Source organism: Clostridium sp. Ade.TY (assembly GCF_000498355.1).
Classification (GTDB): domain Bacteria; phylum Bacillota; class Clostridia; order Clostridiales; family Clostridiaceae; genus Clostridium.
Genome location: NZ_AVSV01000022.1, coordinates 1 through 26,324, shown reverse-complemented (window position 1 = coordinate 26,324; position 26,324 = coordinate 1). Strand labels below are relative to the sequence as shown.

General features: G+C 26.3%; 27 protein-coding genes. 3 read left to right on the top strand and 24 right to left on the bottom strand.

Translation table 11 applies throughout. The features are described 5' to 3' along the window. Window positions 1–24 precede the first annotated feature (24 nt). The 5 genes from O212_RS0107370 to O212_RS16890 all read right to left on the bottom strand — a co-directional run bounded on the left by O212_RS0107370 (window position 25) and on the right by O212_RS16890 (window position 5,429). Window positions 25–1,524: a sugar ABC transporter ATP-binding protein gene (locus tag O212_RS0107370; protein WP_024614478.1), complete on the bottom strand. Its 1,500-nt coding sequence runs from the start codon at window positions 1,522–1,524 to the stop codon at window positions 25–27. Between the two features lie 15 nt (window positions 1,525–1,539). Further along, entirely contained in the window at window positions 1,540–1,935 is a 396-nt protein-coding gene (rbsD, locus tag O212_RS0107365) for a D-ribose pyranase (RefSeq protein WP_024614477.1), read from the bottom strand. 3 nt (window positions 1,936–1,938) lie between these two features. Beyond that, a complete protein-coding gene (gene rbsK, locus O212_RS0107360; RefSeq protein ID WP_024614476.1) occupies window positions 1,939–2,871 on the bottom strand; it encodes a ribokinase in 933 nt (310 codons plus the stop codon). 202 nt (window positions 2,872–3,073) lie between these two features. Then, window positions 3,074–4,042, bottom strand: coding sequence for a lysozyme inhibitor LprI family protein (locus tag O212_RS16205; RefSeq protein ID WP_081705817.1), 969 nt, complete (start codon window positions 4,040–4,042; stop codon window positions 3,074–3,076). 232 nt (window positions 4,043–4,274) lie between these two features. After that, window positions 4,275–5,429, bottom strand: coding sequence for a 3'-5' exonuclease (locus tag O212_RS16890; protein WP_024614474.1), 1,155 nt, complete (start codon window positions 5,427–5,429; stop codon window positions 4,275–4,277). Window positions 5,430–5,767: 338 nt separating this feature from the next. On the opposite strand from O212_RS16890, the gene O212_RS16920 reads away from it, so the two are divergent. Beyond that, a complete protein-coding gene (locus O212_RS16920) occupies window positions 5,768–5,932 on the top strand; it encodes a hypothetical protein (RefSeq protein WP_242829564.1) in 165 nt (54 codons plus the stop codon). A gap of 61 nt (window positions 5,933–5,993) precedes the next feature. On the opposite strand, the gene O212_RS0107340 is transcribed toward O212_RS16920, so the two are convergent. Then, window positions 5,994–6,650, bottom strand: a complete 657-nt coding sequence (locus O212_RS0107340; protein ID WP_024614473.1) for a pentapeptide repeat-containing protein — start codon at window positions 6,648–6,650, stop codon at window positions 5,994–5,996. A 261-nt stretch (window positions 6,651–6,911) separates the two neighbouring features. Here O212_RS0107340 and O212_RS0107335 point away from each other — a divergent pair, with 261 nt between their 5' ends. Further along, complete coding sequence (locus O212_RS0107335; RefSeq protein ID WP_024614472.1) at window positions 6,912–7,334, top strand: PPC domain-containing DNA-binding protein; 423 nt, start codon at window positions 6,912–6,914, stop codon at window positions 7,332–7,334. A 147-nt stretch (window positions 7,335–7,481) separates the two neighbouring features. Further along, window positions 7,482–7,811 (top strand): helix-turn-helix transcriptional regulator, encoded by a 330-nt coding sequence (locus tag O212_RS16915; protein WP_347452294.1) that lies wholly within the window; start codon window positions 7,482–7,484, stop codon window positions 7,809–7,811. Between the two features lie 233 nt (window positions 7,812–8,044). Here the strand turns inward: O212_RS16915 and O212_RS0107330 are convergent, their stop codons facing one another. From O212_RS0107330 to O212_RS15985, 18 genes are all read right to left on the bottom strand, one after another. Next, entirely contained in the window at window positions 8,045–9,037 is a 993-nt protein-coding gene (locus O212_RS0107330) for a DUF4003 family protein (RefSeq protein ID WP_024614471.1), read from the bottom strand. Between the two features lie 29 nt (window positions 9,038–9,066). Then, entirely contained in the window at window positions 9,067–10,845 is a 1,779-nt protein-coding gene (locus tag O212_RS0107325; RefSeq protein WP_035279298.1) for an aminopeptidase P family protein, read from the bottom strand. Window positions 10,846–10,992: 147 nt separating this feature from the next. Beyond that, window positions 10,993–11,403, bottom strand: coding sequence for an arsenate reductase ArsC (locus tag O212_RS0107320; RefSeq protein ID WP_024614469.1), 411 nt, complete (start codon window positions 11,401–11,403; stop codon window positions 10,993–10,995). A gap of 1 nt (window position 11,404) precedes the next feature. Next, window positions 11,405–11,746 carry a metalloregulator ArsR/SmtB family transcription factor gene (locus O212_RS0107315; RefSeq protein ID WP_024614468.1) on the bottom strand — a complete coding sequence of 114 codons (342 nt, stop codon included), beginning with the start codon at window positions 11,744–11,746 and terminating at the stop codon, window positions 11,405–11,407. 136 nt (window positions 11,747–11,882) lie between these two features. Next, complete coding sequence (locus O212_RS0107310; protein WP_024614467.1) at window positions 11,883–13,850, bottom strand: FUSC family protein; 1,968 nt, start codon at window positions 13,848–13,850, stop codon at window positions 11,883–11,885. 244 nt (window positions 13,851–14,094) lie between these two features. After that, on the bottom strand, window positions 14,095–14,415 hold the full coding sequence (locus tag O212_RS0107305) for a bacteriocin immunity protein (RefSeq protein ID WP_024614466.1): 321 nt from the start codon (window positions 14,413–14,415) through the stop codon (window positions 14,095–14,097). A 100-nt stretch (window positions 14,416–14,515) separates the two neighbouring features. Continuing rightward, a complete protein-coding gene (locus O212_RS0107300) occupies window positions 14,516–16,693 on the bottom strand; it encodes a DNA topoisomerase III (protein ID WP_024614465.1) in 2,178 nt (725 codons plus the stop codon). A gap of 184 nt (window positions 16,694–16,877) precedes the next feature. Continuing rightward, window positions 16,878–17,351 carry a nucleoside deaminase gene (locus tag O212_RS0107295; RefSeq protein ID WP_024614464.1) on the bottom strand — a complete coding sequence of 158 codons (474 nt, stop codon included), beginning with the start codon at window positions 17,349–17,351 and terminating at the stop codon, window positions 16,878–16,880. A gap of 94 nt (window positions 17,352–17,445) precedes the next feature. After that, complete coding sequence (locus tag O212_RS0107290; protein ID WP_024614463.1) at window positions 17,446–19,728, bottom strand: molybdopterin cofactor-binding domain-containing protein; 2,283 nt, start codon at window positions 19,726–19,728, stop codon at window positions 17,446–17,448. Beyond that, entirely contained in the window at window positions 19,729–20,187 is a 459-nt protein-coding gene (locus O212_RS0107285) for a 2Fe-2S iron-sulfur cluster-binding protein (protein ID WP_024614462.1), read from the bottom strand. It lies immediately after the preceding gene. Then, window positions 20,184–20,984: an FAD binding domain-containing protein gene (locus O212_RS0107280; RefSeq protein ID WP_024614461.1), complete on the bottom strand. Its 801-nt coding sequence runs from the start codon at window positions 20,982–20,984 to the stop codon at window positions 20,184–20,186. The genes O212_RS0107285 and O212_RS0107280 overlap by 4 nt, the downstream gene beginning before the upstream one ends. A gap of 30 nt (window positions 20,985–21,014) precedes the next feature. Further along, window positions 21,015–21,500, bottom strand: coding sequence for a xanthine dehydrogenase subunit XdhC (xdhC, locus tag O212_RS0107275; RefSeq protein ID WP_024614460.1), 486 nt, complete (start codon window positions 21,498–21,500; stop codon window positions 21,015–21,017). A gap of 10 nt (window positions 21,501–21,510) precedes the next feature. Next, on the bottom strand, window positions 21,511–22,383 hold the full coding sequence (xdhB, locus tag O212_RS0107270) for a xanthine dehydrogenase FAD-binding subunit XdhB (RefSeq protein ID WP_024614459.1): 873 nt from the start codon (window positions 22,381–22,383) through the stop codon (window positions 21,511–21,513). A 13-nt stretch (window positions 22,384–22,396) separates the two neighbouring features. Then, the gene (xdhA, locus tag O212_RS0107265; protein ID WP_024614458.1) at window positions 22,397–24,694 is read right to left on the bottom strand and encodes a xanthine dehydrogenase molybdenum-binding subunit XdhA; all 2,298 of its coding nucleotides are present in this window, start codon (window positions 24,692–24,694) and stop codon (window positions 22,397–22,399) included. Between the two features lie 194 nt (window positions 24,695–24,888). Continuing rightward, complete coding sequence (locus tag O212_RS0107260) at window positions 24,889–25,137, bottom strand: YgjV family protein (protein ID WP_024614457.1); 249 nt, start codon at window positions 25,135–25,137, stop codon at window positions 24,889–24,891. Between the two features lie 208 nt (window positions 25,138–25,345). After that, window positions 25,346–25,684 (bottom strand): PQ-loop domain-containing transporter, encoded by a 339-nt coding sequence (locus O212_RS0107255; RefSeq protein ID WP_024614456.1) that lies wholly within the window; start codon window positions 25,682–25,684, stop codon window positions 25,346–25,348. Window positions 25,685–25,709: 25 nt separating this feature from the next. Beyond that, window positions 25,710–26,009, bottom strand: a complete 300-nt coding sequence (locus O212_RS0107250) for a hypothetical protein (RefSeq protein ID WP_024614455.1) — start codon at window positions 26,007–26,009, stop codon at window positions 25,710–25,712. Window positions 26,010–26,137: 128 nt separating this feature from the next. Beyond that, on the bottom strand, window positions 26,138–26,324 hold a 187-nt coding region (locus O212_RS15985), incomplete at its 5' end, for a M20/M25/M40 family metallo-hydrolase (RefSeq protein ID WP_029699386.1).

The window sequence follows — 26,324 nt, the reverse complement described above, 5'->3', positions numbered from 1 at the left end:
ATATTTCCTTTTATACTTTTATTTTTACTTTATCCCAACGGCTAATTTCATTATTTTTTCTTGTGTTGCTTCTTCTCTACTTACTTCTCCTGTTATTTTTCCTTCACTCATAACAAGAATTCTATCACTTATTCCAAGTACTTCTGGCATATCAGAAGAAATCATTATAATTGCTTTTCCACTTTGCTTAAGTTCATTTAATAATTCATAAATTTCCTTTTTAGCCCCAACATCTATACCTCTTGTTGGCTCATCAATTATTAAAACTTCTGGTTTTGTTAAAAGCCATTTAGCTAAAATAACTTTTTGCTGATTACCACCACTTAAGTTTTTAATATATTGTTCTGGACTTGGTGTCTTTATTCTAATCTTTTTTATATAATCGTTTACATCAGATGCTTCTTTTTTCTTATCTAATACAAATAATTTATTTTGATAACTATCAAGATTTGATATAGTCATATTATCTGAAACAGATAGCCCAAGGACACATCCTTCCTTTTTTCTATCTTCTGAAAGATAACATATACCATTTTTTATTGCTTCTGTTATACTATTTCCATGAAGCTCTTTTCCATTTATTTTTATAGTTCCATTTGTCTTTTTATATGCACCAAATATTGTCTTTGCAAGCTCTGTTCTTCCTGAACCCATAAGTCCTGCAACTCCAAGTATTTCACCTTCTCTAACTTCAAAGTTTGCATCTTTTACACCTGCATTTGAGCTTAAATTTTTTACATCTAAAATAACATTTCCTTTTTTAACTTCTCTGTATGGAAACTGATCTTCAATCTTTCTTCCAACCATCATTGTTATAAGATCATCATTATCTATATCTTTAATTAATGCATTTCCTGCATACTTACCATCTCTTAAAACTTCAACTCTATCGCATATTGCAAATATTTCTTCCATTCTATGTGATATGTAAATTATAGCAAGTCCCTTACTTTTTAAATTTTCTATTACTTTAAAAAGATTTTTTGTTTCAACTTCTGTAAGTGCTGTTGTTGGCTCATCCATTATAATTATAGCTGCATTTTTTGTTAATGCTTTAGCTATTTCAACCATTTGTTTTTCACCAACATTTAAATTTCCAGCAAGTTCATTTGGATCAACTGCACATCCAATTTGCTCTAAAAACATCTTACTTCTTTCAACCATAAGTTTTTTATTTATTTTTCCAAACTTATTAGCTTTTTCATTACCTAAAAATATGTTTTCAGCTACTGTTAAATTATTTATTATACTAAGCTCTTGGTGAATTATTGTAACTCCAAGTTCTTCTGCTGATTTTATACCGTGAATATTTGCTTCTTCACCTTGAAGATATATTTTACCTTCATCCTTTGTATAAACTCCACTTAGTATTTTCATAAGAGTTGATTTTCCTGCTCCATTTTCACCCATTAAAGCAGTAACTTCTCCTCCATAAGCAGTAATATTTACATTATCTAGTGCTTTAACACCAGGGAATGACTTACTCACACCCTCCATTTTAAGCATTGGTTTTTTTGCATTCATTCTAAACGCCTCCTCTTAAAATACAACTCCTGACTTTAATATAATATTTGCATAAGGAGTTTGCTCACCTGTTCTTATTACAGCTTTGCATTCCTTTAAGTTTTCTTTTAATTCTTCATGACTTACGAATGTTATTTTTACATCACCAATTTCTTTCTTTATTTCTTCATAAAGATCATTGCTTACTTTTTCTGTCTCTGTTGCAAGTATTACTTCTTCTATTTGTAGCTCTAATAAAACTGCTTTTAATGTATCCATAAATGTTGGTAGATTCTTAATTATTGCAAGATCTATTCTCTTTACATCTTTTGGTATAGGTAATCCACAATCTCCTATTGCCAAAGAATCTGTGTGTCCCATTTCTGAAATTACTGAACTTATTTGGCTATTTAATAATTTTGTTTTTCTCATATATTAATCTTCCTCTCCATAAACTTCAATTACCTCTTCTATACTTGCTATTGAAGGTTGTGCTCCTTTTCTTTGTACTGTTATTGATGAAACTTTATTTCCAAATTTAACTGCTTTTAAAAGATTTTTAAAAGTTAATTCATTTACATTTAACTTAGTACTTAATCCTCCAATAAAACTGTCTCCTGCTGCTGTTGTATCTATAGCATTTACTTTAAAAGCTTTAACTATTTCAGCATTTTCTTTACTTATAACAGCTGCTCCTCTTGAACCTAAAGTTATAATTACAAACTTAACTCCCTTTTTGAAAAATTCTGAAGCTGCAAGTTTTGCTGTTTCTAAATTATTAACTTCTATCCCTGTTAAAAGTTCTGCCTCTGTTTCGTTTGGAATTATTATATCTGTATATTTTAATAATTCATATTTTATTTCTTTTGCTGGTGCTGGATTTAAAATAGTTATTTTATTATTTTCTTTAGCCATTTTGAATCCTTCAATTGTTATATCTTCTGGAGTTTCAAATTGAGATATTACTATATCACTTTCTCCTATTGCACCTTCACATTTTTTTATTTCATCATTATTTAATGTCATGTTTGAACCTGATATAACAACAATTGAATTGTTTCCATTATCATTTACTGTTATCATAGCCATTCCTGTTGGCTCTTTTTCATCAACAAATATATATTCTGTATTAATTCCTTCTTTATCTAAAAGACCCTTTAGTATATTACCATTGTCGTCTTGTCCAATTTTACTTATCATTGTAACTATATTGCCACATCTTTTTGCAGCAACCCCTTGATTAGCTCCTTTTCCTCCAGCTATCTTTTCAAAGGATTTTGAAAGTATGGTTTCTCCTTCCTTTGGCATGTTCTTAACTTTTATAACTAAGTCCATATTTATGCTTCCAATTACGCAAATCTTATTCATATTCCCCATCCTTTCTTTACTTTACCGTTTCACTGAATCGGTTAAGTACATAATAATACATTTTTAAATCGTTTACAAGTGTTTTTTGAAAATTTTTTATATTTTTTTATTTTAATTTATATATAACAAATAATTATTTATAAAAATAAATAATTAAACAGGTAGTTAATTAAAAAACTACCTGTTTTAAATAAATATAACTTTATTTCATATAATTATTAACTAATTCATAGCATCTCTTTTTTGTTTCTTCGGCTTCTGTACTAGTATATGTAAGTGGTGCTAATGTTCCACCTTTATATTGATCAGCCTCTTTTTGTGCTATACGTTTTTTCTCTTTTATCCATTGAACCTCTTCTTTTTCTAATTTTTTAAACTGGTCCTTAGGTAAATTGTTTTTTAAATCTTGATATATTCTATTCAACTCATTATCCCATAAAGTATATATATATCCTATTGCTTCTCTCATTTCTGGATCTGTATCACCTACATAAACATTATCTGCTTTCCTTTGAATATTATTAAGTTCCCCTAAATATTTTTCTTTACTTAAAGCTGTACTATTACTCTGTGATTTATTTGAATTGCTATCATTATTTGCTTCATTTGATTGACTTGAAATTTTAATTTCTGCACTTAATCTTGCATTTAAATCTTTAACAGTATTTTTTTGCTCTTCTGTTAATTTTTCATTATTTAATTTATTAACTAATTTTTTTGCCTCGTCATATTTTTTATTATCAATTAAAGTTCTTAATTTATTTATGTCATTAACAGTACTTGTATTTGCTTTTAAACCTTCTTCAATTTTTTCTTTCAATTTATCAACATCACTTTTAAAAAAAGAATAATTTGTATAACTACTTGGAAGTTCTTTTATTTCTTCTTCTGCCTTTTTAAAATCACAATCTTTTACATTTTTCTCAGCTTCAATATATTTATCTAGCATATCTTTTCCTTCTATTGCCTCTATATTCCCTGAATCTTCATCTAATACAAGTTCAAAAGAAGCCAAAGCTTTGTCATATTGTCTTTGTTCAATAAGTTGCTTTGCTTTTTCTATTCCTTTATTTTTTGATTCACCTTGATAAATGAAAAATGTAGTTCCTCCAACTATTAATATAATAATAGCAATTATTATTGTTATTATTAATTGTCTTTTCTTCATCATAAATTCCCCCTATAATACATTTTTACTTATTATTAATTATACATTTCAATACCCAAATTTTTCTTTTATTTCATAATATTAAATAATTTTTCAAAATTTATTTTTCTATTTATAAATTAATTATCAAAATTATATTTAACTAAAATTTATTAAAAATAAAAACTTCACTAAATTAAAGCACTAATTTAACTTTAATTTAGCAAAGTTTTATTTAAATAATTATATTATTATATTAAAAAAGTTTCATTTGAACTGAATCTAAATTTACACTATTTAAAAATTCATCTTCACTTATTATTTTAATTCCAAGCTCTTTAGCTTTTGATATTTTACTAACACCTGGATTATCTCCAACAACTACCATATAAGTTTTTCCACTTATACTTTGTGTAACTCCTGCGCCGTACATTATTGCAAGTTCTTGAAGTTCAATTCTATCTTTTTTAGTGTCCCCTGTAAAAACTATTTTTTTACCTTCAAATAAGTTTTCTATTATGTTTTCTTTTGCCTTTTCAAGCCTTAATTTTTCCGCTTCTTTTTCTTCTTTACTCTTTCTTACAAACTTAGGCTTTGATTTTTTATCTAAATCATTTAATGCTTTATTTTCTATCTTTTTTTCACTATTTTTATCTAAACTATATTTAACACGACTATCTATAGTTTGCCATTTCTCTGGTTTCAATCTTTTTAAAACCTCTAATAAATCAAGAACATCTTGAATTGCATTATGTTCTTGTCCATCCTTAATTCCATAATAGTTTAATAAATCAACAAGTTTATAACTATCAAGCTTAACCATTGCTCTTATGGTATTTAAACTACAATAAAATTTTTGCTTATCATCAACAAAGCCCCAATGTTTTAAAAACTTTCTATCAAAACTTGCATTATGAGCTAATAATGGGCATTTGTATTTTTTAACTAAAGCTTTAAATTTATCTTTAAACTCTTCATTTTCCTCTATAGCCTCTAATCCACATCCATAACCTTTTTTATATTCTTCTTCATCTATAATCTTCTTTAAATGTAGAGTATCTATAACTCTATAATCTTCAACTACAACAGCCGCTATTTCTCTTATTCCATCTTCTTTATTAAAGCTCATAGGAGTCTCTATATCAACTATTATAAATCTTTCTTTCTTTTGCATATCTAAAAAATATTCAGGATGTATACTATGTAATTTCTCACCAATTTTTAAAATTATCTCATTCTCATCTACATATCCAACTACATCACAAAGTACTGAATCTTCACTATATGCACCTTTATAATATAATTCTTTAATATCCTTGGCTTTTGAAGATATTATTTTTAATTCTTTTAACTTTTCAATTTTTTCTTCTTCTGATTTAAATTCTATCCATTCTCTCTTTGGATTTATCATATTATTCCTCCAATATACACTACCAATTATTATATAACATTATATCATATATAATATTTACACGAAGTAAATGATTTTAAAATCTATAAAATTTTAATAACCCTTATAAATAAAATACATATTTCATCTATAATAAATTGAATTTTATTATTTTTATATTATTATGTAAATATAAATTAAATTTAAAAGAGGTATATATTATGTAAATTTTTGCAATTACTTATTATTTAAAAGAAGAAGCAAGTTCTTGTGGATGTGGTAATCAATACCCTCAACACTATAGTGATGATTATGAAATAACAGCTAATATAAAAACATTAGGTTCATGGGCACATTTTATGCCTACTAGTTTTCTTCTTAAAAGCGAATTATCTGCTGATGAAATATTAAATAAATTAAAAAATACAGTTGAAGCTGAAGATTTAATTTTTGTTACAAAAGTTAACAAAGATTCAGTTGCTTCTTTAACTCCTAATGTAATAGAATGGATAAATAAAATATAATAAAAAACCAGTAGTTTAAAATTATACTACTGGTCTTTTATTATATAAATTATTTACTATACTAAAGAAGTCCCTCTTCTCTATATCTCTCTATAGCTTTAATTAAATAACTTAATGTACAAAAATCTCTATCTATTCTCTCTGATGCAATTTTAAGTCCTTGAACTAATGATTTCTCATTAAAGTTTTCCTTTAATCTCATTATACTTATAGTATTTAATTTACCTTCTTTTGTATCTAATACTCTTGATCTCTTAATATACTCATTGTCCATAGCTTTATCTAATGATGCTTTTAAATTATCGCTAATTTCTATATTCGGAAATTTATCTAATATTTTAATATCTTCATCTTTAAATTTTAAATTTACTGCTTTACTTATATCAGTATTTAAAAATATAACATTTTTAAACTTAGCACCATCAAAATCAACACCTTCTAAGTTAACACCTTCAAATACTACATTTTTAAATTCAGCCTTTTTAAATTTACTTTTTTTTAAGTTACTACCTATAAATTCAGCCCATTTAAAAGTACATCCAAAGAAATCACATGATTTAAAATGTGCTCCTCTAAAACTTGCAAAATTAAAGTTTGAACCTGAAAATTCACTGTTATAACAATTAGCTCTTCTTAAATCATTATACATAAAGTTTTTATTTGTTTTTTTAGCATTATTGTAATGGAATCTGTCGTTTATTTTTTTATTTATAGCCATATAATCCTCCAAAGCTATTATTTATAAATTTTATTAATAATTTTCTATTAAATTTTAATCTTATCTCATTTTATATTATCATACAATACAATTTATTTATATGGTTTCTTTGTTTTCATTTACGAGTATTTTAAATAAGTTATAAAAATACACTAAAATAATTTCATAAAAACTTTCAATTATAATTTATCATTTGGATTTACATTGATTTTAAGGTGTATAATTAAAATAAGTTATATTTAAATTTTGGAGGTATTAAAAATGGATTTTAAAAAAATAAATAATACTTGGATTTTAAGAATAGATAAAGGTGAAAACATAGTAAGTTCTATTAAAAGCTTTTGTAAAGACAATAGCATAAAACTTGGTTCAATTTCTGCTATAGGTGCAGCAACAAATATAAGAATAGGATACTTTAATTTAAAAACAAAAGTATATAATGAAACTTTATTTGATGGAAAATATGAAATAACAAGTTTACTTGGAAATTTAACAACTAAAGATAATGAACCTTATCTTCATCTTCATATAAATTTTAGTGGAGAAGATTGTATAACTTACGGTGGTCACTTTGTTGAAGGAGAAGTTACTGCTGTTTGTGAACTTGTTTTAACTGAATTAGATGGAGAAGTTCCTAGATATTTGGATAATATTTCTGGTTTAAATGTAATGAATTTAAAATAATATATAAAAAAAGATATAGGAAGTTACTGAATTAATCCTATATCTTTTTTAGTTATAGTTATTTATCTTTAAAATTTTCTATAAGAATATTTTATTGTTAATTTCTTTTTATTTAAAGAAAAAAACTAATGTTACTACGCCCAAAATATATTCTCCATATGTAAAAAGAGCTTTAAATTACATAAAAAAAATTATCAAAATCAAATAACAATAGATTCAATTTGTAATGAATTTAATATAAATAAAAGTTATTTTTGTAATATATTTAAAAAAGAAACTAATTATACTTTTACTAATTATTTAAATTACTTTAGGATTAAAAAGAGTAAAGAACTTCTTTCAAATACGGATTTATCTATATTAGATATTGCTTTAATGGTTGGATATATAAATCAAAGTTATTATAGTACTATGTTTAAAAAATTTACTACAATAACCCCAATATATTATAGAAACAAATCTTTACATATTGTATAAATTTTATAAAAGGGATAATCTTTAATATTAATTAATGTTAAAGACTATCACTTTTCTTTTAAAATTTTCTATTTCTATAATTAAAAGACTTATTCTTAAAATTTAAATAAGTCTTTTTAAATTAAATTAGTTATTATTATATCTAAAGAACTCTAGCTCTTATATAAGCAATTAAAAATAAAAAAGATATAAAGTTTTACTAAATAAACTCTATATCTTTTAAATTAATACTTTTAATTATTTGCTGAGGCAGCTGCCGCTGCAGCTCCAGCTGCTGCAGTAGATGCTGCAATTTCCATTGCTATAACAATAGTTAATGATGTGTTGTTTGTTATATTACTTATATTTTCTTTAATATCATAACTTAAATCATCTAAGTAACTTGATATAACTATTCCAACCGCTATCATATTTCTAATATAACTATTTAAAGAAAATATTCCAAATCCTCTTTCTTTTCTTAAGCTTATAACAACTTCACTTACTTCTTTTGCAAAATCACTATAATCATTAGTTATAAAGGGCGCTATCCCTAGAAGAGGAAGGGCATATCCCTTTAATGGAACATTATTATTTTCCAAAGCATTATATAAACTATTTACTTTTTTAACTTTTTCTTCAGAAGTTAAATTAATAAGTGATAACATATTAGTTAAAGATTGAAGATTATTTCCCATACAAAATCCACTATTTCTAAGTAAATTATAGCACTCTTCAATTTCTAAAAATGTTACTTCAAAATCTTTAGATGTAGTCCCAATTATTGCTGCTGAACATATATCTTCCTGACCTGTTAAAAATCTATGATTCTTTTTCATATAATCATAAGCTACTCTAGTATTTTTTATAGCATCATAAATATTTACTCTATATCTTGCTGAAAATATTATTTGTGCCGCCAAGACTAAATACTGATTATTAAAAAACAAATTTTTAAGACCTTCATATATTTCAATAATGTTATTTAAACTTTCTTCCATATTTTCTTCATTTGCTATAAGTACAGCTGTAGTTAATAAATTATTTCCTCTAAAATTAGAAAATAAAAATGTTTTCCCTTTTATTAAATCTATTGCACTATTAATCTTATTTGCATTAGCAACTTTATTTTTCATTGTAATATTAAGTGCATTGCATTTTTTAAAAATATTCATTCCAAATGTATTTTTAACTTCATCCAAAATTTTACTATTCTCAATTAATAATTTAAACTTATCATCTACCATAAAATCCCTCATATATAACTATTTAAAATTTATATTTTTTCTGTTATTTCCTTTAAAAAATTAAGTTCATCCCCATTTAAGTATTTTGATAATTTTTCTCTAACTATTTCATGATAATTATTTATCCATTCTATTTCTTTTTTATTTAAAAGTTCTTTATTTATACCTTTTATATCTATTGGACAAAAAGATATAATATCAAACTTATAAAATTTTCCAAATTCTGTTTCTTTATCTTCTACAACAAGCATAGTATTTTCTGTTCTTATACCATGTTTACCCTCTTTATATATTCCTGGTTCATTAGTTATAATCATACCAGGTTTTAATACTACATTATTTTGAATTGGACTTATACTTTGAGGACCTTCATGAACATTTAAGAAAAATCCTACTCCATGTCCTGTACCACATTTATAATCTATTCCTTTATCCCATAAAGGTTCTCTAGCCTTTATATCAATATTTGAACCTGTTGTTCCATCTAAAAACTTTGTAGTTATTAAATTTATATGTCCCTTTAAAACTAACGTAAAATCATTTTTCTCTTCTTCTGAAATATTTCCAAGTACAAAAGTTCTTGTAATATCAGTAGTTCCATCTAAATATTGACCACCTGAATCTACTAGGAAAAGTCCCTCTTTCTTAAGTTCATAATCACTTGTTTTTGATGCACTATAATGCATCATAGCAGCATGCTCTTTGTATCCTGCAATTGTATTAAAACTTATTCCTTTATATAAATTTCCATAACTTCTAAACTCTTTTAACTTATCTGATGCTGATATTTCTGTAATTTTTTCTTTACCAACATTATTTTCTAGCCACATTCTAAATCTAACCATAGCTATTCCATCTCTTATTTGGCATCTATTTAAATTTTCTAATTCAATTTTATTTTTTATAGCCTTTAATGAAGTTGTTATATTTAATTCTTCGATAATTTTACAATTTAAATTTATATTTTCATATATAAGTGAGTTAACTTTTTTAGGATCAATAAATATATTTCCATCTAATAATTTAGTATCTTCAATTATTTTTTCATAACCTTTAATAAATATATTATCTTCTTCTAACTCTCTTTTAACATCATTTGAAATCTTTTTCCCATCAATATATATAAATGCTTTATCTTCTTTAATTATTGAATAGCTTAAAACTACAGGATTATATGAAATATCATTTCCTCTAATATTATAAAGCCAGGCAATATCATCTAATGAAGTTAATATATAACTATTTACATTTAAAAAATTCATTTTTTCTCTTATTTCTTTTAATTTTTCTATTCTGCTTTTTCCTGCATACTTTATGTCATGAATAAATACTTTTTCCATTGGAAGCTCAGGTCTATCATTCCAAACATATTGTAGTAAATCTTCATCTATTTTTATTTTAAATTCATTACTCTTTTCAATTTCTTTAAAAGCTTTATAGTCATTTACTGAAAATACCTTACCATCAAAAGCCAAAACTTCATCTTTTTTAATATTTTCTTTAATCCATTCATTTAAAGTTGGATATCCTTCTACCCTCATCTTAAATAAGTTTATATCAGAACCTTTAAGTTCTTTTTCTGCTTGAATGAAATATCTACCATCAGTCCAAAGTATTGCTTTATCTAAAGAAATAAGTAAAGTTCCTGCAGAACCTGTAAATCCTGACATAAATTCTCTTCCTTTGAAATGTTCACTTACATATTCACTTCCATGAGAATCTGAACTTGGAATTATATAATAATTAATTCCTTTTTCCTTCATTATTTCTCTAAATTTTTCTAATCTTTCTTTAATAATATTATTCAAAAAAATCGCCCCATTTCTATTAATATTTTATCATATATTAATGTATAAATTTTTATAAATTGTAATTATTTATACATATTTTTATAAAACAAAAAGTCTTGAAGCTGTGATTAAACCTCAAAACTTTTTACTATATAAATATTATTTTTATAATTCTCTATTTTTAATTCTTTTTGCTAAACCTTTAACTTTATTTTCTATTATTTTCGCTGTCCTTATAAACTCTTCATCTGATTTTCCTGTTGGGTCTTCAAGACCCCAATCTTCAATATGCTTTGCTGGTAAATATGGACATACTACATTACATCCCATCTTTATAACTACATCAACCTCTTCTGGTATATCTTTTAATAATTTCGATTTATGAGTTTTATTCATATCAACCCCATAAAGTTCCTTCATAATCCTAACTGCATCTCCATTTATTTCTGGTTTTGTTTCAGTTCCTGCTGAATAACTTTCAAAAAGATCACTAAAAAAAAGATTTCCAAGTGCCTCTGCCATTTGTGATCTACATGAATTATGTACACATATAAATGCAACTTTTAATTTGCTCATATTACCTATTCTCCTTTATATTTAAACACTTATTGCTATTTTTCTCTTTACAAATACATTTATCTGTATCTGTAGTTAAATTCATTAAAAATAATATTAGTTTATTTGTATTTGTGAAATTTAAAGAATAATAACTCCAAAGACCTTCTTTTCTACATTTTACAAGCCCACACTCCATAAGTACTTTCATATGATGTGATAATGTTGGTTGAGTAAAATCGAAATATTCTAATATATCACATGCACATTTTTCACCACATGATAATATATCAATTATTTTTAATCTATTGCTATCTGCTATTGCCTTTATTATTTTTGAATTTGCTTCATAATCAGGTTTCATAAAACACCTCTATATAGACAGTTATCTATATATAATATAAATCATACCTTTCATATAAGTCAATAGACATAATGAAGCAGCTAAATTTACTATATAAAATAAAAAAGCCTAAATTAATTTAGACTTTTTCATTTAGTTATTTAATTATTGTATTATCTATTTCACTAATTAACTTGTTAGATTTCTCTAGTCTATATAATATTCTATATATTGTAATAAAGACTAACTTATCTTTTTCATCAGATATACCATTAAATTTATTTTTTATAGAGTCTTTTAAAATTTTAACTTTATCTAAGTCTATAATTGGATCTCCATCTTTAAAATGATATGCTCCATTTACCCCTAATTTAAATTCCTTTAAAATATTGCTTTGTATTTTATTTTTAAAAACATAAAAATATAAATAATATATATCATTATTTAAAAATCTCTGATTATATATAAATTCATTAACGCATTTTAACTTATATGTACTATTATTAACTATTATCTTACTTTCAAATAATTTAGAAAGCAAAACTTGTTCATCTATATAAGTTGTTAATTTAGCATTTATTTCTTTTCTGCTACCTTCATATACTATATTTAAGCTAATGTTATAATATTCTTTACTTAATCTATCTATAGAATCTCTTAAGCTATATGGAAATATATATTTGCTTCCTATATAACCTATAAAAATCCCTACAACCATAAATATAAATCTATAAAAATCTCCACTTGCAGGTGCATCAGTTATAATTGAAAATACCCCAAGTCCAACTGTAGTTGTACATATAGTTTTTACAGTAAAATCTGAACTTAAAGAATATATATAATATAATATAGCAAATATAAATATCTCCAAATAAAAACTTCCAACAAATATATTTATTAAACTAAATATTATTATTCCGATAATAGTTCCTTTAAATCTTTTAGTAAATCTTTTTTGACTATCTTCTATATAAGGTTGTACTACTGTAAATATAGTAAATGTAATCCACTTTCCTTCTGGTATTTTAAGAAGTTCAACAATAAAATAAGATACTGATAATAAAAAAGATAATCTAAAGGCATATGTAAATTTAATTGATTTTTTAAAATTATATTTAACTATGTTTTTTACTTTAAACTTATTAATAGCTGAAAATATATTTTTTATTTTAAACTTTCTTTTTTTGTTCGAATTAATTAAATTTGTAAGAGAAAATTTAAGCATCTCAATATTTTGCATTATATCATAAAATGAATAATTGTTATTTAAATCTTTTGAATACTTATTTAAAAAATCTTCAATATCTAAAATAAATGATGCATCATAATTATCATTTTTAATATAACCTTTCATTTTATTAATCAAGTTTGATAAATCAATTAAAATCTCATCTTCTTTAATACAATTATTTAGCTTAACTCTATTTATTGAATTATTTAATCTTTCTAAACAAACTGATAAATTAAGGAGAATACTATCATTATCATCAATATAGAAAAATGAAGCTCGTCTATTATAAATAGTAGCTACTATATTATCTAAGTATGTTGTTATTTTAGAATTTTTATTATCTATACCTTTTTTATTTTTTAAATCACTTATTTTATTTAAAATATTATCTAATAGCAAAATAAAGTCTGATTTTATTTTATTTTTTGACTTATTTTTATTTAAAATTAATTGACTAATTATTATAAACAGTGAACCAATTGCTAATGCAATTAATCTTTCCTTAAGTTCATATCCATAAGAAACAGGTTTAACTAAAAGATATAAGTATCCAAGAACAAAAGGAATCCAAATTGATATTGTTAAGTCTGAAACAAAATTATATGTAATAAAAAATAATGCAAAAAAGTTTATAAATAACCCTAAAAAGATATTAAGTGTAGCAATATATGAAAACACACCTATATATAAAAATGCTAATAAAAATATTAATGAATTTTTTATTGGATTAGCAGTTAAGTCTTTATTTAATAAAGTTAAAGCGCCTTTAACTACTGCAACTCCAACAAATGCATTTACAGTTCCAAGAAAGAACCAATAGGAAAGAAAAACTATAACACCAAGAATAAATATTATAGTTTTTAAGAAGTATTCCTTCTTTAAAATTTTTTGCATACTTTATCACTCCAAATTTATATATTATCTAGCAATTATAAATAGCAATTTATTTATAATTCAATAATTTATTTTAAATTTAGTAACAATATATATATTAAATTAATTTTAAATACTACCATTTTAGTATATTAATAAATATACTTTATCATTAATACATAATACATTTAATCTTTTATAAAAATTCACTTAAAAATTAATATGAATTAAAGAAATAATTAAAGTAATATACAAAATAATTTCTTTATTTACCTAAAAATCCAATTGAAGCCAAACCAATGCCAAAATTTCTGTCAAATAATCCAGTAGTAGAAATATCCATATAAAGCTTACCAACTTCTAAACTAAGTGTTTCCTTATCATTTACTTTACGAACTGCTAATTGTCGTAAATCTTCTGCTAATTTCATTTCTTGTTTCTCAAAGTCTTTTCCCATTTCAACTGCATTTTTAAATTCAATCAATTTAGAACGTTCATCATCAAGAGTTTGTGTATTTAAAATTAAATCATAAACTCTTGCTAATAAAGCATTTTGTTTCTCTGTTCTTTTTTCTTTTTTACCCAATTTAATTACCTACTTTCTACCAAAATATTAATCCAAAGTATAGCTTACAACCCACCTTAAATAAACTTTAAGGTGAGATTTAAATCCCACCTTTTAAAATTTATTTAAAGTCTTTTAAAAGTGCTGCAAATGGATTATTTATATCCTCTTCAGCTTCCTTTTTCATCTTCTTCATTATTTTATTTACTTCTCGTTTATTTACTTTATCATTTTTATTAAATCTTTTCTTAAATACTGATTCTTTTTCTCTAAAGTTACAGTTTTCTCCTGGGCAAACATATATTTTTCCTTCACCAGAACCTCTAAGTTCTAATCTTTTTTTACACTCAGGACATCTTGCATTTGTAAGTCTTGCTATATTTTCTCTATGCCCACATTCCCTATCTTGGCATACATACATCTTTCCTTGCTTTCCTTTAACTTCAAGCATATATTTTCCACACTCTGGACACTTTTTACCTGTTAAATTATCATGGTGGAATTTTGAATTTTCTTGTTTTACTGCTTCAACAAGAGCTATTGAATAATTTCTCATTTCTTTTGCAAAATTTTTAGGATCTTCTTTTCCTTTTGAAATTCTATCTAATGAAGCCTCCCATTTTGCTGTAAGAAGTGGTGACTTAAGTTCATTTGGTACAAGATCTATAAGTTGTTTTCCTTTTGATGTTGGATAAATTTCTTTTCCTTTTTTCTCTATAACAAATGAATTAAATAATTTTTCAATTATATCAGCTCTAGTTGCAACAGTTCCAAGTCCACCTGTTTCACCTAAAGTTTTAGAAGAAGCTTTATCTACTTGTATATATTTTTGAGGATTTTCCATTGCAGATAAAAGAGTTCCTTCATTAAATCTTGCTGGTGGCTTAGTTTCTGAAAGTTTCACTTTAACATCTGAAACTTTTAAGCTATCACCTTTATTTATTTTTGGAAGTTCTTGTTCTTTTATATCCTCTTTATCATCCTCATCTTCTCTATCAAATACTTTTTTCCAACCTTTTGATTTAATTACTTTTCCTTTTGCAATAACCTTTTCTCCATTTACATCACCTTCAAGTGTTGTTTGAATATATTCAAATGGAGGTAATAAAACTGATAAAAATCTTTTAACTACTAAATCATATACATGTCTTTCATCTGAGCTTAAATTTGCTAAATTACTCTTTTCTTCTGTTGGAATTATAGCGTGGTGATCTGATACTTTATTATTATCTACAAAACTTTTATTTGCTTTTATTTTATTCTTTAAAAGTTCTGATGCTATAGTTCTATATTCTCCAAAGGCTATTCCTTTAAGTCTATCTGGAATTGTAGATACAATATCTTCTGATATATATCTTGAATCTGTTCTTGGATAAGTTAATAACTTATGATTTTCATAAAGTCTTTGCATTATATTTAATGTTTGTTTTGCTGAATATCCATAAATTTTATTACAATCTCTTTGAAGTTCTGTTAAATCATAAAGTTTTGGTGAATAAGTCTTTTTATTAGCTTCCTTAATATCAACTATTTTGACTTCACCATTTTTTATTTTTGATAAAACTTTATCTTTAAAATCTACATTAAATATTCTTGAATTATTATCTTTATTTACCCAAGTAAAATTACACTTATCTGTTTTTACATCTATTGTATAATATTCTTTTGGTTTAAAATTTTTAATTTCTTCTTCTCTTTGAACTATCATAGCCAAAGTTGGTGATTGTACTCTACCTGCTGAAAGCTGTGCATTATGCTTACAAGTTAAAGCTCTTGTTACATTAAGTCCAACAAGCCAGTCAGCTTCTGCTCTACATTCTGCCGCATGGAAAAGATTGTCATAAGCTCTTCCATCTTTTAAATTTTTAAATCCGTCTTTTATTGCTTTATCTGTTTGAGATGATATCCAAAGTCTTTTAAGAGGCTTTTTAACATTAGCTTTTTCAATTATCCATCTTGCAACAAGCTCTCCTTCACGACCTGCATCTGTTGCTATTACAATTTCCACTACATCTTTTCTATACATCTGTTCTTTTACAATTTTATATTGCTTTCCACTACCTTTAATAACTGTAAGCTTCATATGCTTTGGAAGCATTGGTAGTGTTTCCATAGTCCATGCCTTCCAAGCTGGATTATATCCTTCTGGTGCATCTAAAGTTACTAAATGTCCTAATGCCCATGTTACTATGTACTTTTCTCCTTCTAAATATCCATTTCCTTTTTTATTACACTTTAAAACCCTTCCAAGTTCTCTTCCTACTGAAGGTTTTTCTGCCAAAACTAATATTTTACTCATATAAATTCCTTTCAATCTATATTAAAAAGTTATTCTATACACTATTTAACATACTAATTTAATATTTAATTCTTATTATTTCATTATAAACTAAATAATAATTAATACAAAATTTTTAATAAAAATACCCTATAAAATAAAACTTTAAGTTCTATTTTATAGGGCTTTATTTTTAAATATTATTTTAATAATCTGTTTTTAAATTATCCTTTGTCCAATATTCAAAAGCTTCTAAACATTTACTTTTATCTAAAGCTTCTAAATCTATTATTTTCTTATCACTGCAGCCTTCCTTTAAAAACTTTAGTATATGTTCATCTCTAAAGCCAATATCTCTAGCATCTTGAACAGTACATCCATAATATACTTTTGATATATTAGCCCAAATAATAGCTGACATACACATAGGGCAAGGCTCTGATGTTGTATATAATTCACATCCACTTAAATCAAAAGTATTAAGTTCTTTGCAAGCCACTCTTATAGCGTTTACTTCACCATGAGCAGTTGGATCATTATCTTTAATTACGGTATTATGTGCTACTGCTATAACTCTTCCATCTTTAACTATTGCAGCACCAAAAGGTCCTCCTTCATGATGTTTCATTCCATCCATACAACTTTCAACACATAAATCCATTATCTTATCTTTTTCCATACTTATACCTTCTTTTTATTAATTAATCATTAAATTATCTACATACTAATAATTATACTTATAATATTAATTGTAAAAAAATACATCTAATAATTTATGCATCTTTCTTTAATTTTTTCATTAGTATTTTTTCAGCAGTCATCGGTAAATCTCTTATATTAACTCCCATTCCATTATATATAGCATTTGCTATTGCTGGAGCTGGTGTATTAATAACAATCTCACCTATTGACTTAGCTCCAAACGGTCCTGTTGGTTCATAACTACTTTCAAATTCAACTCTTACACTACCAATATCTAACCTAGTTGGTAACTTATATTGCATAAAAGTATCATTAACCATTCTACCATTTTTATCATAATTTATATCTTCAAGTAAAGCCATACCAATACCTTGTACTATTCCACCTTCTGCTTGAATTCTTGCAAGAGCTGGATTTATTACTGTTCCACAATCAACTACAGAAACATAATCAACTACAGAAGTTTTTCCTGTTTCTTTATCAATTTCAACTTCAGCTAATCCAACCATAAAAGGAGGTGGTGAAACTGGACTTGAATGTGATACTGAAGCAACTATACACTGTCCATCTCCAACAAGCAATCTTTCTGAAAGTTCTTCTAAAGAAATTTTTTTACTTCCATCTAGTGCTCTTATTGTTTTTCCATCAAATTCAACCTCTTCTTGTGTAAGGTTTAACTCTTTAGCACCTTCAATGCAAATTCTTTTTCTCATTTCTTCACAAGTCTTAACTACAGCCATTCCTGTTACATATGTTGTACTTGATGCATAAGAACCAACATCATATGGTGACATATCTGTATCAACACCACTTACAGTAACATTTTCTACAGGGCAATCAAGACACTCTGCTGCCATTTGAGTAAATATAGTATCAGAACCTGTTCCCATATCAGATGATGCAAGCATTAATTGATAAAAACCTCCATCTCCCAATTTTATTTCAACAGATGCTTTATCTATATTTTCTATACCAGAACCTTGCATAGTTATTGCTACACCTACAGATCTTACTTTATTATTTCCAATATCTTTACTTGGATATTTTTCATCCCATTTAAATATTTCCTTAGCCCTTTTTAAACATCTATCAAGAGCACAACTATTAAGAGTTTCTCCATGATATGCTGGAAGATATTCGCCTTCCCTAACCATATTTATTTCTCTTATTATAGTAGGATCCATATTAAGCTTTGCTGCTAACTCATTTATTATAGACTCAACCGCAAAAAATCCTTGAGTTGCACCATATCCTCTAAATGCTCCAGCTGCCATTGTATTTGTATATACAACCTTATAGTCAAAATTATATGCTTCAACCCTATTGTATACTGTTAAAGGTTTAACTCCAACTAATTCCACAACCGTTGGTCCTTGCTCACCATAAGCTCCAGTATTTGAAATAACTGAAATATCAAGAGCCTTTATAGTTCCATCTTTATTTGCTCCTAATTTAACTTTTAATTGCATTGCATGTCTGCTTGATGTTGCAGTAAATGTTTCTTGCCTATCGTAAATTATCATTGCAGGCTTTCCTGTTTTTAATGTAACTATAGCAGGATATATTTCACAACATAATGTTTGTTTAGCTCCAAAGCCTCCTCCAATACGAGGTTTAATTACTCTTATTTGTGATTTTGATATATCTAATGCTCTAGCTAATATTCTTCTTAAGTGAAAAGGGATTTGTGTTGAACTAACAACTACTAATCTTCCATAACAATCATAATGAGTAAAAGCTCTCATTGTTTCCATCATTGCTTGTGCATTGGCTTTTGTGTTATATGTTTCTTCCAAAACTATATCACAGTTTTTCATTACTTCTTCAGTGTTACCTTTTTTCATATTACCTGATGCACATATATTTCTTTTTTGATCTGTTCCAAAATCAAAATGGACAAAATAATCTTCCTCATCATGTATTACTATATCGTTATCTATAGCTTCTATTGGATCAAATATAGCTTTTAATTTTTTATATTTTACTTTAATTAGTTTCATTGCTTTATCAACTGATTTTTCATCAATTCCAGCAACTATAGCAACAGCATCTCCAACATGCCTAACTCTATTTTCTAAAATTAATCTATCATATGGAGCTGGCTCTGGATATGACTGTCCGGCAATTTGGAATCTTTTATTAGGTACATCTTCATAAGTTAATATACATTCTATACCTGGAACCTTTAATGCAATATCTTTTTTTATTTCTAAAATTTCTGCATGTGCATGTGGACTCCTTAGCACTTTAACTATTAAAGGATTACTAGGTGCTAAATCCTCAGTATAAACAGGCTTTCCAGTAAGTAATGACATAGAATCTACTTTTGCATAGCTTTTATTTACTATCTTCATTTACTTTGCCTCCTTGCTATTTAAATACTTTTTAATAGCTCTAAGTTGTCCCATATATCCTGTGCATCTACAAAGATTTCCAGATAAATATTCTTTTATTTCTTCTTCTGTAGGATTTACTAATTCTTTTTTCATAGCTAACACATTCATAATAAATCCTGGGCTACAAAACCCACATTGTTCTGCTCCTTCAGCTGCCATAAACTTTGCAAATTCACGTACTTCACTATCTAATCCTTCTAGTGTAAGTATATGTTTTCCATCCATTTGAACAGCTAATGTTGAACATGATAATATTGGCTTTTCATCAGCCCAAACAGTGCATAATCCACAATTTGAAGTATTACACCCTCTTTTTACACTTAAATATCCTTTTTCTCTAATAAAATCTATAAGCAATTTATCAGCTTCTATATCCTCAGTGTAAAGTCTATTATTGATCCAAATTTTAGTAATCATATATAATTACCTCCACCTAATTTTTGTATACCTCTTTTTATAAATACTTTAGCTAAAATTTCTCTATATTCTTTAGATCCTCTCATATTACTTCCAAATACTAACTCTGAAACTGCTTTATCACAAGCTTCTTTTATTTCTTCTTCATTTGGATTACTTGATAATATTTTTGATGCTTCTTTAGCTATTTCTGCTCTGTTTGGTCTACCACCAACTACAATTTTCCAATCTTCACCTATTTTACTTAATGAAACTACTAAAATTGGTAAATCAGTTTCTGAAAGTCTCTGAGTAAAATATATATTTTTACTTTTATTTTTTTTAACTATTATTTTTTCTATTATATCCTTTTCATAAGGAAGTTTAGAAAATTCCTCTAATGAAATAGTTCCTCTTTTATGCAAAACTACATAACTATCTAATGTTAAAAAAGCAGCTAAAACATCTGAGAAACCAAACCTTGAATATATACTTCCTCCAACTGTTGCTAAATTTCTAAATTGAACTCCAACAATATGTTTAACAGATTCTTTAAAAAGATTTTGAAATTCATCATTTAAAGCTTTATTTAACTCTAAATCTCTAAGAGTAACCATAGCTCCTATATGAAATTCATCATCTTTTTCTTCTATCTTATTTAAATTTAATTTTGATAAGTCTATAGCTGTATTTATGTTTTTCTTTTCCATTTTAAGCCATAAAAGGCCTCCTAGAATAGTGTTTGTTTTATTTTTGCCTAATATTTCATAAGCTTCATCTAATGAGTTTGGTCTTACATACTCTTTTATATTGAACAAACAAATCCCTCCATCAAATAAATTTAAATTTTACTTTTCTAGTCTTTTTCTTCTTAAAATAGCTTTTTTAGTTGCATTAAATATTTTATTATATCCAGTACATCTACATAAATGTCCTGATATTTCTCTTCTTATTTCTTCATCTGTATAGTCTTTTCCACTTTCTACCAAAGCTGTTGTTGTTAATACTAAACCTGGTGTACAAAAACCACATTGAACTGCACCTTCTTCAATAAAAGCTTCTTGAACATCAGAAAGCTTACCATTTTTTTCAAGCCCTTCAACTGTTTTTATTGTTTTTCCATCAGCCCAAGCGGCTAAGTAAATACATGAATCTGTTGGAACACCATTTACTAAAACAGTACATGCACCACATTCTCCAACTAGACATCCTTGTTTAACTCCTGTTAAATGTAGTCTACTTCTTAATACTTCTGATAAAGATTCTCTAACGTCTATTTCTAATTCATATTTTCTTTCATTTACTGTAAATGATATCTTTCTTTTTAAACCCATGATTATTCACCTATCCTCTCGCTGCTCTTTCTACTGATTCTTTTATAGCTCTATATGTTAATTCATCTATTAAATGTTCTTTATATTCTTTAGATGCATTCCAAAAATCTATAGCTCTTGATGATTTTAAAGCTAAATCTCCAAGTAACTTCATATTTTCATCATTAACTTCCATACCTTTTGCTTCACATTCAGCTATTTCACATCTTATTGGTACAGGTCCTGATACCCCTAAAGCTACTCTAACATCTACAAATTTTCCATCTTTAACTTCTACAAGAGCTGCAACTCCCATTAATGCTATATCCATAGCATTTCTACTAGCAAACTTAATATAATTTCCATATTTATTTTCATAATCTTTCTTTTCTATAATTATGCTAATTAATATTTCATCTTTATTTATATTAGTCATTCCAGGTCCTTTATAAAAGTCTTCTATATTAAGTATTCTTTCACCTGATTTAGATTTAAGTTTAACCTTACTATTTAATGCAAAAAGACTTGGTGCACTATCACCAGATACAGCTCCGTTACATACATTTCCTCCAATTGTAGCCATATTTCTAATTTGTGGGCCACCCATTGATACAGCTGCTTCTGCTAAAATTGGAATGTGCTTATTTATTATCTCACTTCTAAATATTTCTGAGAAAGTTGCCATAGCACCAACTTCAATAGATTCATCTTCAAGAATTTTTATCTCATTTAATCCTTCAATATCTCTTATACTAATTAAATTTAAAGATTTGAATCTTTCTTCGTGAAGCTTTACAAGTACATCTGTTCCTCCAGCTATTACTGTTAAATTATCTTTTTCATCTAATAAATTTAATGCCTCTTCTAATGTTTTGGGTTCTATTATTTCATTTATATCATACATACTCTTTCGCCTCCTATATAAGTCCAACTTCTTTAAATTTTTCAAATACTGATTGTGAATCCATTGGTAGTTTATTAAATGCTACACCAGTTGCATTTAATACTGCATTACGAATTGCAGCTGCTGGAGAAATTGTTGTATTTTCTCCCAATGATTTTTGTCCATAACTTGATGTTGGATCATAAGTATCAACAAATTCACATTTTATTTCTGGAGTATCCATTATTGTTGGTAATTTATAATGTAATAAGTTATTATTTATTACTGCTCCAGTTTTCTTATCTATTATAAATTTTTCAGATAAAGCAAATCCTAGAGACATACTTACTCCACCATGAACTTGTCCTTCTGCTAATTTTTTATTTAAAATTTTTCCTGAATCATGTAAATTATATAAATCTATAATTTTTATTTTTCCAGTTCTTATATCAACTTCAACTTCTACAAATGTTGCTCCATAAGCAATAGCATTATTTTGAACCTTTACAGTTAAATCACTTGTTATAGGTGCATATTTTACTTTGTTATAGTATGCTTCAAGTGCTATATCCTCTAATGGATATAATTCTCTCTTTGTTCCTTTTTCTATTATTTTTGCATCAGCTATATCTAAAAGACTTGCATCCAATCCACACTTATTACTTGCAATTTCTAAAGCTTTTCTCTTAACTTCTGATGCAGCCTTTTTAATAGCTTGACCAGCAATAAATGATTGTCTTGATGCATATGAACCTGTATCAAAAGGAGTAACATCTGTATCTTGTTCTGAAACTAAAGTTACCATATCAAATGGTATTCCTATAGTTTCTGCAACCATTTGGCTAAATACTGTATCACTACCTTGTCCTATTTCTGTAGCTCCAACTTGAACTTGAACTGAACCATCTTGATTCATTACTATTCTTGTGCCTGCAGCTTCAAGTGCTACTGGCCATGTACCTGAGAAATAGCTAAATACTGCCATTCCAACTCCTCGTCTTATATTACCTTCTTGATTTTTATATAATTTTCTCTTTCTGTCCCAATCAATTAATTCTCTACCTCTTCTAACACATTCAGGTAATCCAAATGTACGTACAACAAGACCATTATCTGGATCTACATGTCCTTCTTTTATGAAATTATTTAATCTAAACTCAACTGGATCTAAATTTAAATTATTACATACATCATCTACAAGTGATTCAATAACAAAACACATTTGTGGTATACCATAAGCTCTCATAGCACCTGCTACTGGTAAATTTGTATATATTGTCTTTGGACGATATTTTTCAGCTTTTATATTATAAAGAGGTCTTATTTTGCTTCCCGCACTCATTGCAATAGAGTGACCATGAGATGCATATGCCCCATTGTTTACAAAATTCTCTATATCATAACCTTCAATTTTATTATCCTTTGAAAGAGCCATCTTTATATTAACTCTCATTGAATGTCTTGTTCTAGTTGCAACTATTGCTTCTTCTCTACTTAACTGAAATCTTACAGGTCTTCCTCCTACAGCTAATGACATTGCTGCTGTTAAAGGTTCAATTATAACATCCTGTTTTCCTCCAAAACCTCCACCTACATATGGCTTTATTACTCTTACCTTACCAATAGGTAAATTGCAAGCCTTTGCAACTATTCTTCTTGCAATATGTGGTATTTGAGTTGAAGAAATAACTAACATTCTTCCTTTTTCATCAAGTTTTGCTATTGCATTATGTGTTTCCATTTGGCAATGTTGAACAATTTGAGTTTCATATTGTCCACCATATATTTTATCTGCATTTTTAAATACTTCATCTGGATCTCCAACTGTTATTCCAAAATCACTAACTATATTATTTGGTCTTTCATCATGAATAACTGGAGCACCAGGCTTTATAGCTTCTTCTTGATCTATTACAAAAGGTAATACATCATAGTCTACTTTTATTAATTTTAAAGCTTTTTTTGCTGTAAGCTCATCTATTGCAATTACAGCTGCAATAGCATCTCCTACAAAACGTGCTTTATCTGCAAGCAATTGATAATCTTCTATATCCCTATGACTTGGATCTAGAGAATATGGATGTCCTGCTGTTGGAAATTTAGTGTTTGGTACGTTTTTATAAGTTAATACTGCCTCAACACCATCTAATTTCTCAGCTTCTGTAGTATCTATATCTTTAACTCTTGCATGTGCATAAGGACTTCTTAAAACCATTCCAACAAGAGCATCTCTTTCAAAATAATCTGAACAATACTTAGCTTTTCCTGTAACTTTAGCTACTGCATCAACTCTATTTATACTTTTACCTATTAAATCATAAGCTTTACCCATTTTTCTACAATCCCTTCTCTAACTAAAATACTTAGCTTTTTTTATATTCAAAATACTCATTTACACTTAATGGATAAAATTAATTATACATTTAATATAAATCACCCTCCCCTTAACTTAATTAAGGGGATAATGATTCATCTTTGTATTTACTTTCTAAACCTTAGATACTACTTGAAATAATTTAAATATAATTAAACTAATTGACCTTCATCTAAAGGTTTATTTTTTTGTAATTTATATAAATTATATAAATTAATTATTACTATAAGCCCATTTGCAACTGAAACAGGATAAGCTCCAACTATAACCCCGTATATAACAAATAATATGCAACCAATAGTGTTGATTATTCTAAGCTTTACTATAGATGTCATAATTAATGACACAACTATCATAGCTGATGCTATATAACCAACCCATTCAACAAGTGTACTATTCATATTCTAATTCCTCCACCTCATAATATTTTATTATGTTTATTAATATTTTATTTCTTTAAATTTTAAAATAAATGTGGTTTTTTCTTTATTATGTCTACACTTTGCAAGCAACTTGTTAATTTCAATATTTATCTAAGTTTAAAATATTAAATTTTTAATGGGCTTTATATATCTTAATTAATTTATAAATACAAAGCTTTATTAAATTTTATAATTGTAATTTTAATTTTTCTTCTACTTCTTTTTTAACCTCTAAATTTTTTTTTAGTTTTGCTTCTTTTTGATATTTATTTGATAAAAATAATACTATAAATGCTAGTACAACATTAAACCATTGAGTAAATTGAATAAATATATTTACATTACTTATTGTTAAGTTTACAGCTATGCAAGCTACTCCAACAGTTAGTATTGTCCAATATTGAAGGTTTATACCATCAGCATTTTTTAACTTTATTAATTTATATATTTGTGGTAAAAATGAATATATTAAAGTTAAACTTCCTAATAATTGTGCAACATTTCCTATAAATTGTAAATCAGTCATATATAAAATCTCCTATCCACGTAATTTATCTTTTACTTTTCTCTTTTTTCTCTTTTACACTAAAATAAACAATCAATATAGTACTAAATACAGCGAATATAACGTTTACACTCTGAGTTATTAATTGTACCTTTGGGACTTGACATATAAATTGATTTACACATATACATGTTATTCCAAATGTCATAATTACCCAATATTGTATACTATTATTCCCTGCACTTTTAGTTTTTAAAAGAGTATAAATTTGTGGGAAAAATGAATATATAACTAATATACCTCCTATAATATTTATGATAGTTCCAAATTTTATTAAACCGCTCATAGCACCCTTATTTCTAAAACCTTTATTTTAAAGGCGAACTATTTAGAAATAAGTCCCTCCCTTCTCTAAAGAAATTTTTATTTTTATCTAACTATTTTTAAAATTCACTATATATTTTTATATAAATTTTATTTATTGTCTCTACAGTATATTGTTGGCATTGCTGCATAAACTGCTGCACATCTTACTAAATCTTCTTTCCATGTTTTTTCATTTGGAGCATGTGCTTCTTCTTCTTTTCCTGGTCCAAATCCTATACATGGTATTCCGTATCTTCCCATTATTGAAACTCCATTTGTTGAGAATGTCCATTTA

Coding starts and splice junctions, on each gene's coding strand:
- O212_RS0107370 (WP_024614478.1), bottom strand. CDS start 1,524: ATGAATGCAAAAAAACCAATGCTTAAAATGGAGGGTGTGAGTAAGTCA.
- O212_RS16890 (WP_024614474.1), bottom strand. CDS start 5,429: ATGATAAATCCAAAGAGAGAATGGATAGAATTTAAATCAGAAGAAGAA.
- O212_RS0107335 (WP_024614472.1), top strand. CDS start 6,912: ATGGATTTTAAAAAAATAAATAATACTTGGATTTTAAGAATAGATAAA.
- O212_RS0107290 (WP_024614463.1), bottom strand. CDS start 19,728: ATGAAGATAGTAAATAAAAGCTATGCAAAAGTAGATTCTATGTCATTA.
- O212_RS0107250 (WP_024614455.1), bottom strand. CDS start 26,009: ATGAGCGGTTTAATAAAATTTGGAACTATCATAAATATTATAGGAGGT.
- O212_RS0107330 (WP_024614471.1), bottom strand. CDS start 9,037: ATGGTAGATGATAAGTTTAAATTATTAATTGAGAATAGTAAAATTTTG.
- O212_RS0107310 (WP_024614467.1), bottom strand. CDS start 13,850: ATGCAAAAAATTTTAAAGAAGGAATACTTCTTAAAAACTATAATATTT.
- O212_RS0107260 (WP_024614457.1), bottom strand. CDS start 25,137: ATGAATAGTACACTTGTTGAATGGGTTGGTTATATAGCATCAGCTATG.
- xdhB (WP_024614459.1), bottom strand. CDS start 22,383: ATGTATGATATAAATGAAATAATAGAACCCAAAACATTAGAAGAGGCA.
- O212_RS0107320 (WP_024614469.1), bottom strand. CDS start 11,403: ATGAGCAAATTAAAAGTTGCATTTATATGTGTACATAATTCATGTAGA.
- O212_RS0107255 (WP_024614456.1), bottom strand. CDS start 25,684: ATGACTGATTTACAATTTATAGGAAATGTTGCACAATTATTAGGAAGT.
- O212_RS0107300 (WP_024614465.1), bottom strand. CDS start 16,693: ATGAGTAAAATATTAGTTTTGGCAGAAAAACCTTCAGTAGGAAGAGAA.
- xdhA (WP_024614458.1), bottom strand. CDS start 24,694: ATGGGTAAAGCTTATGATTTAATAGGTAAAAGTATAAATAGAGTTGAT.
- O212_RS0107315 (WP_024614468.1), bottom strand. CDS start 11,746: ATGAAACCTGATTATGAAGCAAATTCAAAAATAATAAAGGCAATAGCA.
- O212_RS16920 (WP_242829564.1), top strand. CDS start 5,768: ATGCCTACTAGTTTTCTTCTTAAAAGCGAATTATCTGCTGATGAAATA.
- O212_RS16205 (WP_081705817.1), bottom strand. CDS start 4,042: ATGATGAAGAAAAGACAATTAATAATAACAATAATAATTGCTATTATT.
- O212_RS0107285 (WP_024614462.1), bottom strand. CDS start 20,187: ATGATTACTAAAATTTGGATCAATAATAGACTTTACACTGAGGATATA.
- rbsD (WP_024614477.1), bottom strand. CDS start 1,935: ATGAGAAAAACAAAATTATTAAATAGCCAAATAAGTTCAGTAATTTCA.
- O212_RS0107340 (WP_024614473.1), bottom strand. CDS start 6,650: ATGGCTATAAATAAAAAAATAAACGACAGATTCCATTACAATAATGCT.
- xdhC (WP_024614460.1), bottom strand. CDS start 21,500: ATGGGTTTAAAAAGAAAGATATCATTTACAGTAAATGAAAGAAAATAT.
- O212_RS0107295 (WP_024614464.1), bottom strand. CDS start 17,351: ATGGAAAAAGATAAGATAATGGATTTATGTGTTGAAAGTTGTATGGAT.
- rbsK (WP_024614476.1), bottom strand. CDS start 2,871: ATGAATAAGATTTGCGTAATTGGAAGCATAAATATGGACTTAGTTATA.